Source organism: Nonomuraea sp. NPDC059194 (assembly GCF_042754765.1).
Taxonomy (GTDB): Bacteria; Actinomycetota; Actinomycetes; order Streptosporangiales; family Streptosporangiaceae; genus Nonomuraea.
Window position 1 is genome coordinate 1 of sequence record NZ_JBHZBH010000006.1, and the last position, 13,435, is coordinate 13,435.

A 13,435-nucleotide genomic window follows, 5' to 3' on the forward strand; every position below is an offset into this window, starting at 1 on the left:
GTCCCCCCAGAAGTCCCCCCAGAAGTCCCCCCAGAAGTCCCCCCAGAAGTCCCCCCTGAAGTGCCCCCTGAGATCTCCCCCGAAGCCGGGTCGTACGGTACCCGCACCGGACCAGACGGCGTCTCCACGATCCGCGACGGCAGTGGCCCCGACGGCGGGTCGAGCGGCGGCAGCAGGTGCGCGGGCGTCGAGTCCGACGGCGTCGGGATCGGCCCCGTCGAGCGCGGGGAGCCGCCGTGACTGGCCAGCATGCGTTCGAGCAGGTCGGCGACCTGCGCCGCGGTCATCCGTTCGGCCGGGTTCTTGCGCAGCAGCCCCTCGATGACCGGCAGCATGGCGCCGGCCCGCTGGGGCCTGATCGGCTCCTGCGTCAGCACCGCGCCGAGCACGGCGATCGCGTCGGGCCCCTCGTACGGCGGCCGCCCCTCCACGGCCGCGTAGAGGGTCGCCCCGAAGGACCACAGGTCGGCAGCCTGAGTGATGGGCTGTCCCGACAGCCGCTCCGGCGGAACGTAGGCGGGCGAGCCCATCAGCAGCCCCGTCTGCGTGATCGACACGTCGCCCTCGATGGCCGCGATGCCGAAGTCGGTCAGCACGACCCGGTCGGCGGTGAGCAGGACGTTGCCCGGCTTGACGTCACGGTGGAGTATCCCCGCCGCGTGCGCGTGCCTGAGCGCGTCGAGCACCCTGATGCCGATCTCGGCGGCCTGGACGACGGGCAGCGGGCCGCTCTGCCGTACGGCCTGCTCCAGCGACCACGCTCGGACCAGCTCCATCACGATCCATGGCCGCCCGTCCTCCTCGACCACGTCGTGGACGGTCACGATCCCCGGGTGGCCGAGGCGGGCGGCGGAGCGGGCCTCGCGCATCATGCGCCGGTGGGCCACCTGCTTGCCCGCGTGGTCGAGCCCGTAGGGAAGGATCAGCTCCTTCACCGCCACGGACCTGTCGAGCAGCACGTCGTGCGCGTGCCACACCATGCCCATGCCGCCCCTGCCCACCGGGGACAGCAGCTTGTACCTGCGTCCGATCAAACGACCCTGGCTCTCGGCGCCCCCCGGCACGCCAGGTCCCTCGGCAGGGACCTTTCCGAGCAAGCGGTCAGACATCTCCCGCCCCCTATTCCCTATGCCGAATTGCGAGGTTCGACACCATATCGGCATGCGATTAGTAAACGGAAGCCGACGTAATGAAACGGCCGGTTATGGCCAGGTGACGTGCGGGAACGCGAAAACAGCTAATTGATCACTTATCGAATGCGAGCGCGTTGAGCGCGGCAATGAAGGCCTCCGCGGGCGGACTCACCAGCCCGGCGCCCACTTGTCCCGTTCCCGGGATCTTGCCGGCGATGCCGGTGTTGACGACGGGAAGCAGCCCCGTCCTGGCGACGAGCGCCACGTCGATGCCCACGGGCGTGCCGCGGAAGCCGAGCCCGGGAATCTGGTAGGCGGGATGCTCGGCGAGCGTGATCTCGTACATCGAGCGGGTGGCCGTGATCGCGTCGCCGACCTCGCCGCCGACGAACCTGACGATGGCGGGCGCCCCGGCCATGGCGAAGCCGCCCAGCCCCGAGGTCTCGGTGATCGTCGAGTCGCCGATGTCGGGGTTGGCGTCGGCGGGGCCGTACGCGCCGAGATAGAGACCGTCGGGCACGCCCGCGGGCCCGGTGAACCAGCGCTCGCCCAGGCCGGAGACCTGCACGCCGAAGTCGGTGCCGTTGCGGGCCATGGCCACCACCAGCGAGGAGCCCGGCACGCCGCGGGCGGCGTCGGTGCTGACCTTGCAGGCGGCCATGGCGGGGTTGAGGAAGAAGTGGTCGTTGCCCCCGGCGAAGCGCAGCACCTCGGCCGCGCGCGTGGGCGCCGCCTCGACCAGCGCGGGCGCCAGCTCCCGCAGGAACAGCGAGGTGGCGGCGCGGTTGCGGTTGTGGAGCTCGTCGCCCATCTGCAGCGCCTGCGCGATGAGCGCGCGCAGGTCGATCGGGCCGCTGATCCGCAGCGCGTCGCGCAGGGCGGGGCCGAGCACCTCGCCCATCCAGCGCAGCCGTTCGAGCACCTCGGGGCCGTAGGCGCCGTAGCGCAGCACCTTGCCCAGGCCCTCGTTGAGCGAGCAGTAGGCGGTGCCGCCGTGCTCGGCGTCGCGCACCTCGAACACCCACATGGACGGGCTGACCACGCCCGCCATCGGACCGACCGTGCGGTGGTGGTGGCAGGAGTCGAGCGTGACCTCGCCCGCGGCCAGGGCGCGCTCGGCCTCCTCGACCGTGGTGGCCAGGCCTTCGAGCAGCATCGCGCCGATCAGCGCGCCGCGCATGGGCCCCGAGGCCCGCTCCCAGGTGATCGGCGGGCCCGCGTGCAGGAACGTCCCCCTGTCGAGGCCGAGCGCGTCGGCGGCCGGCCGTACGTCGACGAGCTGGGGGCGGGCGCTCAGCAGGCGGCCGACGGCGACCTCGTTGGCGGCGCTCCTGCGCGGGTCGGCCAGCACCGCGGCCAGCGCGGCGGCGGTGCCGGGCAGCGGGGGCCGCCAGTCGACCGCGGTCCTGGGTACGGCCTGGGCGTCCAGCGCCTCGCCGAGCAGGTCGGCGCCGACCGTGATGACGTGCGGATCGACGGGCAGCGGGCTCATGTGGCGCTCCCTGCGGCGTGACGTGCGGCGTGGGCGTTGGAGGTGAAGACGGCCGCGCCCGCCTCGTACAGCGCCGCGGCCTGGCGGCGCAGCCCCTGCGGGTCGCCCTCGGTGCCGACCAGGGCGATCACCACCTGGACGCCCCTGCCGGTCGCGGCCTCGATCGCGGGGGCCAGCCGCAGCGCAGGGTCGGGGTCGGCGCCGTGCCCGAGCACCACGTCCATCAGCGCCACCTCGCCCGGCTCGACCTTGGCGAGGGCTTCGAGCCTGAGCGTCGGGTCGATCATCGGGTGCGCCCTGCCCCTGGTGAACACGTCGTCGCCGTAGTCGACGAAGCCGCCGGGGGTGATCAGCGACGCCTCGGTGCACAGCGTGCCGCCGGAGTACAGGCCCCTGACGGGGCCGCGCGTGACCGGCCTGCTCCACGAGGGCCAGTCGGGCGGTTCGAGGCCGAGCGCGCGCAGCGCGCTCTCCGCTGCCGTGGTCAGGTCGCCGCCCGAGACGCCCAGCAGCGCCTGCACCACGGGCGTGCGCAGCTTGTCCACGACCTCCTGTACGGCACGCGCCACCTCGGGCGCGGGCGGCTTGGAGACCAGCACGATCAGCTCGGTCCCCGGATCGTCGTCGAGCCAGCGCAGCGCCCGCATCGCCGACAGCCCGCCCACCTGGGCGGACAGGTCTCTGCTCCCGACGCCGAGCACGTGGCTCACGCCGACCCCTGCCGCATCCAGCAGCGAGGTCACGTGCTGCGCCCCCGTACCGGAGGCGGCGACCACGCCGACGGCTCCTGGCCGCAGCACGTTGGCGAACCCCAGCCCGGCCCCGCCGATCACGGCGGTCCCGCAGTCGGGGCCCATGACGAGCCCGCCGCGCTCCTCTGCCAGCCGCTTGAGCAGCACCTCCTGCTCCACGGGCAGGTTGTCGCTGAAGATCATCACAGGCAGGCCCGCCTCGACGGCGTCGAGCGCCTCGGCGAAGGCGTGCTCGCCCGGCACGGAGACCAGCACCAGGTTCGCCTCCCCCGTCCTGGCCGCCGAGCGGGTGGTGCGCGGAGGGAAGTCCTCCGACGCCCGCGCGGGCGAGCGGCTCGACAGCTCGCCCAGCAGGCGGTCGAGCTCGCCCGTCGCGGCCGCCACGTCCCGCGCCCGCAGCGCCACCAGCAGCTCGGACCCTGAGGGCGCCGCCGAGGGCAGGTCGAAGCCCAGCTCCCTGGCCAGGTCGAGGTTGAGCGGCGTGGCCATGGCGACGACGGCCACCTCCACGCCCGGCGTCGTCATCAGCGCCTGGCTGACCCGCATCAGGCTCACCGAGTCGTGGTAGACGCCGGGGACCAGTTTCACCAGGGAGTTCATGAGTCCGCTCCGAGAGCCAGCACCGAGTCGAGGCCGATGCGCAGGCCCTGGGCGAGGTCGGCGCCCGAGGTGTGGCCCAGATGCAGCAGCCGTCTCAGCGCGGGCTCGATCGGCTGGGCGCCGGCGATGCCGCGCAGCACGCCGGTGACCTCGGGGCTGGCCTCTCCTCTGGCCGCGCAGTGCAGCAGCGTCGCCGAGATCGCGGTGGTGCGGGTGCCGGCGTCGAAGGTGACGGCGGCGGCCAGCCAGTCGGCCAGCCACACCGCCCGCTCGACCCGCGCGGCCGAGCCCAGGTGGCGCAGCGCCACCAGCAGGCCGGCGAGCACGTCGTCGCCGCTGGGGGTCAGGCCGGGCCCGAGGCCCACGAGTTGTTCGGCGGCGGTCACGGCGCGCACCAGCGATGCCTGCGCGCAGCCGGCCGCCAGCTGGGAGATGGCGGCGTTGTCCTCCAGGCCAGGTCGCCTGGAGGTCCTGGGCGACATCGCGGGCACGGCCTGGGCCAGCCGTTCGAGATCCACGCCGGGCAGCGCGGGCGCGGGGTCCCACCAGCGGCGGGCCCTGACCCGGTAGCGGCCCACCTCGATCACGCCGTCGCCGACGGCGGCCTCGTCGCCCACGTTCACCCGCGGCAGCTCGCCGGCCAGCAGCACCGAGTTGGGCAGCCTGGTCGCATCGCCGGTGATCATCGCGATCACGGAAGGCTCCAGCTGGGTCCGCACCTCCAGGTACACGCCCACGGACACCGTCGCCAGCACCCGCGCCGGCACCCTGGCCGACTCCAGCACAGGTCGGACGGCCGCGCTCGCCGCCCCCGTGAGGTGGATGCGCGGCTGGACCCTTCTCTGCGTGCCGAGCGTCATGGTCCCGACGGTAGAGCGGGGTTTCACCCCTCCGTACGGAGAAATGTGCCAACAGTCGGTCAAAAGGTTGGCTCTTCCTGACACACGGGTTCATCAGTCACAATCGCCTCATGGAGCCCCCTGTCCGCCTGGCCAGCACCGGAACGATCATCCACGGCGTCTCGGTGGGCGAGGTGCTGGGCGTCTCCACGCTCGCCAAGGCCACGCTGATCGCGGGGCGGTCCGGTCTCGACCGGATCGTCCAGCGGCTCAACGTGATGGAGGTCCCCGACATCCTGGCCTGGGTCAAGCCGCACGAGCTGCTGCTGACCACCGGCTACCCGCTGCGCAACACCCCCCAGTCGCTCGACCGCCTGGTCGCCGACCTCGACGAACGCGGCCTGGCGGCGCTGGCCATCAAGCTCGGCCGCTACGTCGACGAGCTGCCCGCCGAGATGGTCGCCCAGGCCGACAGGCTCGGCTTCCCGCTGATCGTGCTGCCCAACGACGTCGGCTTCGACGACATCCTCAACCAGGTGCTCACCGACATCCTCAACAGGCAGGCGGCCGTGCTCGTCCGCGCCGAGGAGGCGCACCGGGCGCTGGTCCAGGTGGTGCTGGCCGGAGGCGGGCTCGGCGAGGTGGCCACCGAGGTCGCGGCCCTGCTCGACGTGGCCGTCGCCGCCGTCGACGGCGCCGGCAGGGTGCTGGCCTGCGCGGGTCCGCCCGAGCACGTCGCCGCCCTGCGCCGTATGGCCGGTACGGCCGGCCGTACCGGCGAGGTCGTCTCGGTGCCGGTCGTGGCGGGCGGCCACCACCACGGCAGGATCGTCGCCCACAGCCCCGCGGGCCCGATCCGCGACAGCGACATCGGCATCCTGGAGCGCGCCGCCACCGTCGCCGCGCTCGTCATCACCAGGCAGGACGCGGTCAACGCGGTCGAGAGCAAGTACCGCGCCGACTTCCTGCGCGACGTGCTGACCGGCAGGGCGGGCTCGGCCGAGCGGATCGCCAACAGGTCGCGCGCCTTTGGCTGGGACCTCGAACGGCCGGTCACCGTCCTGGTCGCCGAGCTCGACCCCGAGTGCGACGAGCGCACCGCGCAGGACCGCCTGGTCGCCTCGTGGACCTCCGCCATGCGCCGCCACGATCCATGCGGCGCGGCCGCGGGCTTCTCCCACGAGGTGGTCGCCGTCGTCGACGCCCTCGTCGACAGCTCCAAGGTGGCCCGCGACGCGGCGGCGGCCTTCGCCGACGCCTCCTCCGTCGGCACCTTCTCCACCGGCACCAGCCGCAGCTGCCCCGGCGCCGACAGCCTGCCCGAGGCCTACGGCCAGGCGCTGAAGGCGGCACGGGTCGGCCGGCAGCTGCACGGCCCCGGCGCGGTCGCCCACTTCGACCAGCTCGGCGTCTACCGGCTGCTGTCGCTGGTCAACGACACCGCCGAGCTGCACGCCTTCGTGCGCGAGACGCTCGGCCCGCTGGCCGCCGACGACGACACCGAGAACGCCGACCTGCGCAGGACGCTGCAGGTGCTGCTGGAGACGAACCTGAACGTCGCAGAGACGGCCAGGCGCCTGCACTTCCACTACAACACGCTGCGCTACCGCATCGGCAAGCTCGAACGGCTGCTCGGCAACTTCACCGAGGACCCCCACCTGCGGCTCAACCTGACCCTGGCCCTGCACGTGCTGCGCATGCGGGGCATCTAGGCTGTCGTCCGTGGACCTGGACTTCGAGCTCAACTCCGACTACATCCCGCTGTGCGACCTGCTGAAATACTGCGGCGTCACCGAGACAGGGGGGATGGCCAAGCACCTGATCGCCGAGGGGATGGTGCTGGTCGACGGGGAGGTCGAGCTCCGCAAGACCTGCAAGATCAGGTCGGGGCAGGTCGTCAGCGGCGACGGGTTCACCATCCACGTGGCCTGACGTACCGAGCGCTCCCGCCCAGCCTCTAAGGTTCTCTCCGACATCTGGTAGGAGACATAACCGCAGGTTGGGAAGTGGTCCGATGGCGCTGGGGTGGAAGCTGCACGGCGAGGGGAAGGCGCTGGAGCCGGGCGAGGTGGTCAAGCCCGGCGAGCGGCTGACCTGGCCGCGCATGGTGGGCTTCGGCGCGCAGCACGTGATCGCGATGTTCGGCGCGACGTTCGTCTTCCCCCTGGTGATGGGCCTGGACGCGAACCTGGCCGTGATGATGTCGGGCGTCGCCACGATCATCTTCCTGTTGATCGTGAAGGGGAGGATCCCCAGCTACGTCGGATCGAGCGCCTCGTTCGTCGGCGCGGTCGTGGCGATCAGGGCCGCGGGCGGCGGCGACGGCACCGTGACGGGCGCGCTGCTGGCGGTCGGCGTCGTGCTCGGCCTGGCGGGCCTGGCGATCCACCTGCTGGGCGTGCGGATCATCCACCGCGTCTTCCCGCCGATCGTGACCGGCGGGGTCGTCATGCTGATCGGGTTCGGCATGGCCTACGTGGCGGCCGACGTCTACTGGCCGCAGGACCCGTGGGTGGCGCTCATCACGATGCTGGCGACGTTCGTGTTCATCGGCGTCCTGCGCGGCTTCCTCGGCCGGATCGGCGTGCTGCTCGGCCTGGTCTTCGGGTTCGTCCTGTCCTGGGTGTGGGACAGGACGGGCGGGCCGATCACCTCGCCCGGCGGCGACGGCAAGGTCACCGAGCACTTCAGGGTGAGCTTCGAGGCGGTCGCGCAGGCCGACTGGATCGGCCTGCCGACCCTGCACGGCCCCGTGTTCGAGGTGTCGGCGATCGTGCTGGTGCTGCCGGTGGTCATCGCGCTGATCGCGGAGAACGTCGGCCACGTCAAGGCCGTGGGCGAGATGACGGGCGCCGACGTCGACGCCTACATGGGGCGGGCGGTCATGGCTGACGGCGTCGGCACGGTCGTCTCGACCGCGGTCGGCGGCCCGGCCACGACCACCTACGCGGAGAACATCGGCGTCATGGCGGCCACCCGCGTCTACTCCACGGCCGCCTACTACGTGGCGGCCGTGATCGCGATCCTGTTCGGGCTGTGCCCGAAGTTCGGCGCGCTGGTGGCGGCCACCCCTGGCGGCGTGCTCGGCGGCGTGACGACCATCCTGTACGGCATGATCGGCCTGCTCGGCGCCAAGATCTGGATCGAGAACAAGGTCGACCTCAACGACCCCGTCAACCTGGTGCCGGTCGGCGCGGGCATCATCTGCGCCATCGGCCCCGTGGCCTTCCCCATGTCGGACACCTTCGCGCTCAGCGGCATCGCTCTTGGCACCATCGTCCTGCTGGCCGGCTACCACGGACTGCGCGCCGTCAACCGGAACTGACGACCCCGGTTGGGGTGGGGGTCTCCACGGCGGGGTACGGCGTGCGGTATCGGTTGGTCACCGAGGGCGCATGACCCGGCTTGCCGTACGGGATGACGAACGTTGGCAGATCATGCCGGTGAACGCCCGCCGGAGACGTCCTAATGTGCCCGCAACGGCCTGCGGGGCGGCCACCGAACCGATGGAGCGCGAACAGAGGGGCTCTCATGGTTTTGGGTTGGACGAAACACGGAGACGGCAAACATCTGGCCCCCGGAGAGGTCGTCAAGCCTGACGAGCGACTCTCCTGGCCCCGCATGGTGGGGTTCGGCGCGCAGCACGTGATCGCGATGTTCGGCGCGACGTTCGTGTTCCCGCTGGTCATGGGCCTCGACCCGAACGTCGCGATCATGATGTCCGGCGTCGCGACGATCCTGTTCCTACTGATCGTCAAGGGCAAGATCCCCAGCTACCTCGGCACCAGCGCCTCCTTCGTCGGCGGCGTGCTGGCGATCAGGGCGGCCTTCGGCGGCGACACGGCGGGCGTCGACGCCATCGTGACCGGCGCCATCCTCGTCGCGGGATTCGTGCTGTTCCTGGCCGGTGTGGCGATCCACGTGCTGGGCGTGCAGATCATCCACAAGATCTTCCCGCCGATCGTCACCGGCGCGGTGGTCATGCTGATCGGCTTCGGCCTCGCGTTCGTCGTCGCCGACGTCTACTGGCCGCAGGACCAGTGGATGGCGCTGGTCACGATGCTGATCACGTTCGTGGTGATCGTCGCGTTCAAGGGCTTCATCGGCCGGATCGGCATCCTCATCGGGCTGGTCGCCGGGTTCGTGCTGTCCTGGGCGGCCGACAAGGTCTTCGGGAACATCACCGCCTTCAACGCGGGCACCGGCAAGATCGACACCCATCCCCGGGTGAACCTCGACGCGGTCGCCCAGGCCGACTGGATCGGGCTGCCGAGCATGCACCTGCCCGACTTCAGGTTCTCCGCCGCGCTGCTGGTGCTGCCCGCGGTGATCGCGCTGATCGCCGAGAACATCGGCCACGTCAAGGCCGTCGGCGAGATGACCGGCACCGACGTCGACCCCTACATGGGCCGCGCGGTGGCCGCCGACGGCGTCGGCACGATGATCACCAGCGCGGTCGGCGGCTCGCCCACCACCACCTACGCCGAGAACATCGGCGTCATGGCCGCCACCCGCGTCTACTCCACGGCCGCCTACTACATCGCGGGCGTCATCGCGATCCTGTTCGGGCTGTGCCCGAAGTTCGGCGCGCTGGTCGCCGCCACGCCGGGCGGCGTGCTCGGCGGCGTCACCGTCATCCTCTACGGCATGATCGGTCTTCTCGGCGCCAAGATCTGGATCGAGAACAGGGTCGACTTCTCCGACCCCGTCAACATGGTCCCGATAGGCGCGGGCATCATCCTGGCGATCGGACCGGTCAAGCACGTGATCAGCAGCGAATTCGTTCTGGACGGCATCGCGCTCGGCACCATCGTGGTGGTGGGCGGCTACCACCTGCTGCGCGGGATCGCGGGCAGCCGAACACCGGCAGTGAGGGAGCGCACCGGGTGAAACCCGCCCCGTTCGTCTACCGTGCGCCCCGCGATCTCGGCGCGGCCCTCGAGGCCCTCGCCGAGGCGGGGGCGCACGGCAAGGTGCTGGCCGGGGGCCAGAGCCTGATCCCGCTGCTCAACATGCGCCTGGCCGCGCCCGAGCAGCTGATCGACATCAACCGGATTCAGGCCCTCGAACCCTTCGGGATCGAGGGGGCGGGCGTGCGCGTCGGCGCGCTGGCCCGCCACTCCCAGGTGGAGCGCTCGGAGGAGGTCGCGCTGGCGCAGCCGCTGCTGCGCCAGGCGCTCAAACTGGTGGCGCATCCGGTGATCCGCAACCGCGGCACCGTGGTCGGCAGCCTCGTGCACGCCGACCCCGCCGCCGAACTGCCCGCCGTGCTGGCACTGCTCGGCGGCACCGTACGGCTGGCCCGCCCCGAGGCCATGCGCGACGTGCCGGCCGGCGAGTTCTTCACCGGGCCGCTGGAGTCGGCGCTCGAGCCGGGCGAGCTGGCCGTCTCGGCCTTCTTCCCCGCGCTGCCCGAGCGGGCGGGCACCGCGTTCGTCGAGGTGGCCAGGCGGCACGGCGACTTCGCCCTCGCCGGTGTCGCCGCCCTCGTCGTGCTCGACGACGACCTGCGGGTGGCGAGCGCGAAGGTCGCGTGCGTCGGCGTCGGGCCCGTGCCGATCGTGGCCGACGTGAGCCAGGAGTGCGAGCGGCGGCCCGCCTCGACCGTCGACTGGGCGGGCGTGGCGCGGGCCGTACAGGACAGGACCGAACCGGACTCCGACATCCACGCGACCGCCGAGTACCGCAGGCACCTGGTCGGGGTGCTGGCGGTGCGGGCGCTGACAGAGGCGGCGAGAAATGCGGCATGACATCACGCTGGTCGTCAACGGCATCGCCCAACGGGTGAGCGTGCCCGCGCGCAGGCTGCTGTCCGACTGCCTGCGCCACGACCTCGGGCTGACCGGCACCCACGTGGGCTGCGAGCACGGCGTGTGCGGCTGCTGCACGGTGCTGCTGGACGGCGAGCCCGTGCGCTCGTGCCTGACGCTCGCCGTGACCGTGGACGGGAGAGAGATCACCACGGTCGAAGGGCTGGCGGGCCCCGACGGGATGTCGCCCGTGCAGCGGGCCTTCGCCGAGTGCCACGGGCTGCAGTGCGGCTTCTGCACCCCGGGCTTCCTCTGCACGGCCACCGCGCTGCTGAGGGACAACCCCGCGCCCACCGACGAGGAGGTCCTGGAGGGGATCTCCGGCAACCTGTGCAGGTGCACCGGCTACCAGAACATCATCAAGTCCGTCCACCGGGCGGCTGAGCTGATCGCGGAGGAGGAGGGCCGATGACGACGCGGCTGTTCGGCGAGCGGGTCCAGCGCAAGGAGGACCCCCGCCTGCTCACCGGGCAGGGCCGCTTCCTCGACGACCTCGGTCGCGACGCGCTGGCCGTCGCCTTCGTGCGCTCCCCGCATGCGCACGCCCGCATCCTCGATATCGACGTCTCAGGGGCGCTCGACATCGAGGGGCTGGTCGCCGTCTACACCTGGGAGGACCTGCCGGGCCGCGTCGCCGAGCCGCTCCCGCTGCTCATCCCGCATCCCGCGCTCACCCACGGCCGCACCGCCTACGCCCTGGCCAAGGAGTTCGTCAGACACGTCGGCGAGCCCGTCGTCATGGTCGTCGCCGAAGACCGCTACCTCGCCGAGGACGCCTGCGCCCGGATCGAGGTCCACTACGAGCTGCTCAAACCGGTCGTCGGCATCGAGGAGGCGGTCCAGGGCGCGGCGCTGGTCCACGACGACGTGCCCGGCAACGTCGGCGCCCACCTGGTGCAGGAGGTCCCGTCGCGGGCCGGGCAGCACGCCCGCGAGGCCATCGAGGCCGCCCCGCACACGCTGACCTTCCGGCTCGACATCGAGCGCAGCGCGTGCACCCCGCTGGAGGGGCGCGGCGTCCACGCCCGATGGGACGGCACCGACCTGCGCGTTTACTCCTCCACCCAGACCTCCACCAGCGTCAGGATGGCCATCGCCGCCAAGCTCGACCTGCCGCTCCCGCACGTCGAGGTGATCGCGCCCGACGTCGGCGGCGGCTTCGGCGTGAAGATCGTGCACCCGTGGCCTGAAGAGATCCTCGTGCCATGGGCCGCGATGCTGCTCGGCCGCGAGCTGAAGTGGACCGAGGACCGGCGCGAGCACTTCATCTCCTCCGCGCACGAGCGCGGCCAGGTGCAGCACGTGCGGGTCGGCTTCGACGACGAGGGCCACGTCCTCGGCCTGGACGTCACGATCCTGCACGACCACGGGGCGTACACGCCGTACGGGATCATCGTGCCGATCATCACCTCGACCCAGCTGCTCGGCCCCTACAAGATCGGCGCCTACCGGGTCGAGTTCAGCTCGATCTACACCAACACCGTGCAGGTCACGCCGTACCGGGGCGCGGGCCGCCCGCAGGGCGTCTTCTGCATGGAGCGGACCATGGACAAGATCGCCCAGTACCTCGGCAAGGACCGCACCGAGGTGCGGGCGGCCAACTTCATCCAGCCGGACGACTTCCCCTACGACCAGGGCATGATCTTCCAGGACGGCCGGCCGCTGATCTACGACAGCGGTGACTACCCCGCCATGCTGGCCATGCTGAAGGACCTCATCGGCTGGGACGACTTCGAGAAGCGGCCCGGCCTTGGCATCGGCATCGGCTGCTACGTCGAGGGCACCGGAGTGGGCCCCTACGAGGGCGGGCACGTGCAGGTCACCTCCGACGGGCGGGTGCACGTGTCCACCGGCCTCACCTCGCAGGGCCAGGGCCACGAGACGGTGTTCGCGCAGATCGCAGCCACCGAGCTCGGCGTGCCGATCGAGCGGGTCTCCGTGGTCACCGGCGACACCCGCAGGTTCGGGTACGCCGTGGGCACCTTCGCCTCCCGCGCCGCCGTCCTCAGCGGCAACGCGATCGCCCTGGCCTGCAGGAAGGTGCGCGACAAGGCGCTGCGGATCGCGGCAGAGGCGCTGGAGGCCGACCCGGGCGACCTGGAGATCACCGACGGGCTCGTCCACGTCGTCGGCGCGCCGTCGGCCGCCATCCCGCTGTCCACGGTCGCGGTGCTGTCCAACCCGCTGCGCTACTCCTTCGACGCCGAGACGGCCAAGGCGACGCAGTTCACCGGCGCCGCCGCCTACGACAAGCCGCCCGTGGCCGAGGGCGACGAGCCGGGCCTGGAGGGCCGCGACTACTACTCGCCGCTGCGCTCCACCTTCGCCGCCGGCATGCACGCCGCCATCGTCGAGACCGACCGGGACACCGCCGAGATCCGCATCCTGCGCTACGCCGTCGTCCACGACTGCGGCAAGCTCATCAACCCGATGATCGTCGAGGGGCAGATCCACGGCGGCGTCGCGCAGGGCGTCGGCGGGGCGCTGTACGAGCGGATGGCCTACGACTCCCACGGCCAGCTGCTCAACGCCTCGTTCATGGACTTCCTCATGCCGTATGCAACGGAGGTCCCGCACATCGAGACCGACCACCTGGAGACGCCTTCGCCACTCAACCCGCTGGGCCTGAAGGGCGCGGGCGAGGCGGGCGTCATCCCGGTCGCCGCCGTCATCGCCGGCGCGGTCGAGGACGCCGAGGGCCTGCCGATCGACCGGATGCCGATCTCGCCGTCGGAGCTGTTCCACCTAAGATCCGGTGGGTGAGCGAGCTACGAGCACCCGCGGCGGGCGCTGAACCTCGCCCACGGGG

Annotated in this window: 11 protein-coding genes; 7 read left to right on the forward strand and 4 right to left on the reverse strand. The window is 71.8% G+C overall.

The annotated features are described in order from the left end of the window. From ACFXJ8_RS10400 to ACFXJ8_RS10415, 4 genes are all read right to left on the reverse strand, one after another. Positions 1–1,109, reverse strand: a 1,109-nt coding sequence (locus tag ACFXJ8_RS10400) for a serine/threonine-protein kinase (protein WP_379643557.1), incomplete at its 3' end; no start/stop codon positions are given. Positions 1,110–1,245: 136 nt separating this feature from the next. Further along, positions 1,246–2,625 (reverse strand): DUF1116 domain-containing protein, encoded by a 1,380-nt coding sequence (locus tag ACFXJ8_RS10405; protein ID WP_379643558.1) that lies wholly within the window; start codon positions 2,623–2,625, stop codon positions 1,246–1,248. Beyond that, the gene (locus ACFXJ8_RS10410; protein WP_379643559.1) at positions 2,622–3,977 is read right to left on the reverse strand and encodes an FdrA family protein; all 1,356 of its coding nucleotides are present in this window, start codon (positions 3,975–3,977) and stop codon (positions 2,622–2,624) included. The genes ACFXJ8_RS10405 and ACFXJ8_RS10410 overlap by 4 nt, the downstream gene beginning before the upstream one ends. Next, positions 3,974–4,837: a DUF2877 domain-containing protein gene (locus ACFXJ8_RS10415; protein ID WP_379643560.1), complete on the reverse strand. Its 864-nt coding sequence runs from the start codon at positions 4,835–4,837 to the stop codon at positions 3,974–3,976. The genes ACFXJ8_RS10410 and ACFXJ8_RS10415 overlap by 4 nt, the downstream gene beginning before the upstream one ends. A 110-nt stretch (positions 4,838–4,947) precedes the next feature. Here ACFXJ8_RS10415 and ACFXJ8_RS10420 point away from each other — a divergent pair, with 110 nt between their 5' ends. The 7 genes from ACFXJ8_RS10420 (at position 4,948) to cutA (ending at position 13,389) form a co-directional block, all read left to right on the forward strand. Next, positions 4,948–6,528 (forward strand): PucR family transcriptional regulator, encoded by a 1,581-nt coding sequence (locus ACFXJ8_RS10420; RefSeq protein WP_379643561.1) that lies wholly within the window; start codon positions 4,948–4,950, stop codon positions 6,526–6,528. A gap of 10 nt (positions 6,529–6,538) precedes the next feature. Beyond that, the gene (locus tag ACFXJ8_RS10425; RefSeq protein WP_358141505.1) at positions 6,539–6,748 is read left to right on the forward strand and encodes an RNA-binding S4 domain-containing protein; all 210 of its coding nucleotides are present in this window, start codon (positions 6,539–6,541) and stop codon (positions 6,746–6,748) included. Between the two features lie 82 nt (positions 6,749–6,830). Then, the gene (locus tag ACFXJ8_RS10430; protein WP_379643562.1) at positions 6,831–8,141 is read left to right on the forward strand and encodes a uracil-xanthine permease family protein; all 1,311 of its coding nucleotides are present in this window, start codon (positions 6,831–6,833) and stop codon (positions 8,139–8,141) included. A 206-nt stretch (positions 8,142–8,347) separates the two neighbouring features. Further along, positions 8,348–9,706 (forward strand): uracil-xanthine permease family protein, encoded by a 1,359-nt coding sequence (locus ACFXJ8_RS10435; RefSeq protein ID WP_379643563.1) that lies wholly within the window; start codon positions 8,348–8,350, stop codon positions 9,704–9,706. After that, complete coding sequence (locus ACFXJ8_RS10440; RefSeq protein WP_379643564.1) at positions 9,703–10,566, forward strand: FAD binding domain-containing protein; 864 nt, start codon at positions 9,703–9,705, stop codon at positions 10,564–10,566. The genes ACFXJ8_RS10435 and ACFXJ8_RS10440 overlap by 4 nt, the downstream gene beginning before the upstream one ends. Continuing rightward, positions 10,556–11,038: a (2Fe-2S)-binding protein gene (locus ACFXJ8_RS10445; protein ID WP_379643565.1), complete on the forward strand. Its 483-nt coding sequence runs from the start codon at positions 10,556–10,558 to the stop codon at positions 11,036–11,038. The genes ACFXJ8_RS10440 and ACFXJ8_RS10445 overlap by 11 nt, the downstream gene beginning before the upstream one ends. Further along, positions 11,035–13,389 (forward strand): aerobic carbon-monoxide dehydrogenase large subunit, encoded by a 2,355-nt coding sequence (gene cutA, locus ACFXJ8_RS10450; RefSeq protein WP_379643566.1) that lies wholly within the window; start codon positions 11,035–11,037, stop codon positions 13,387–13,389. Before ACFXJ8_RS10445 ends, cutA begins: the two co-directional genes overlap by 4 nt. Positions 13,390–13,435 lie beyond the last annotated feature (46 nt).

Excerpts from the sequence above, each read along its gene's own strand:
- ACFXJ8_RS10405 (WP_379643558.1), bottom strand. The coding sequence starts at position 2,625 with ATGAGCCCGCTGCCCGTCGATCCGCACGTCATCACGGTCGGCGCCGAC.
- ACFXJ8_RS10410 (WP_379643559.1), bottom strand. The coding sequence starts at position 3,977 with ATGAACTCCCTGGTGAAACTGGTCCCCGGCGTCTACCACGACTCGGTG.
- ACFXJ8_RS10415 (WP_379643560.1), bottom strand. The coding sequence starts at position 4,837 with ATGACGCTCGGCACGCAGAGAAGGGTCCAGCCGCGCATCCACCTCACG.
- ACFXJ8_RS10420 (WP_379643561.1), top strand. The coding sequence starts at position 4,948 with ATGGAGCCCCCTGTCCGCCTGGCCAGCACCGGAACGATCATCCACGGC.
- ACFXJ8_RS10430 (WP_379643562.1), top strand. The coding sequence starts at position 6,831 with ATGGCGCTGGGGTGGAAGCTGCACGGCGAGGGGAAGGCGCTGGAGCCG.
- ACFXJ8_RS10435 (WP_379643563.1), top strand. The coding sequence starts at position 8,348 with ATGGTTTTGGGTTGGACGAAACACGGAGACGGCAAACATCTGGCCCCC.
- ACFXJ8_RS10445 (WP_379643565.1), top strand. The coding sequence starts at position 10,556 with ATGCGGCATGACATCACGCTGGTCGTCAACGGCATCGCCCAACGGGTG.
- cutA (WP_379643566.1), top strand. The coding sequence starts at position 11,035 with ATGACGACGCGGCTGTTCGGCGAGCGGGTCCAGCGCAAGGAGGACCCC.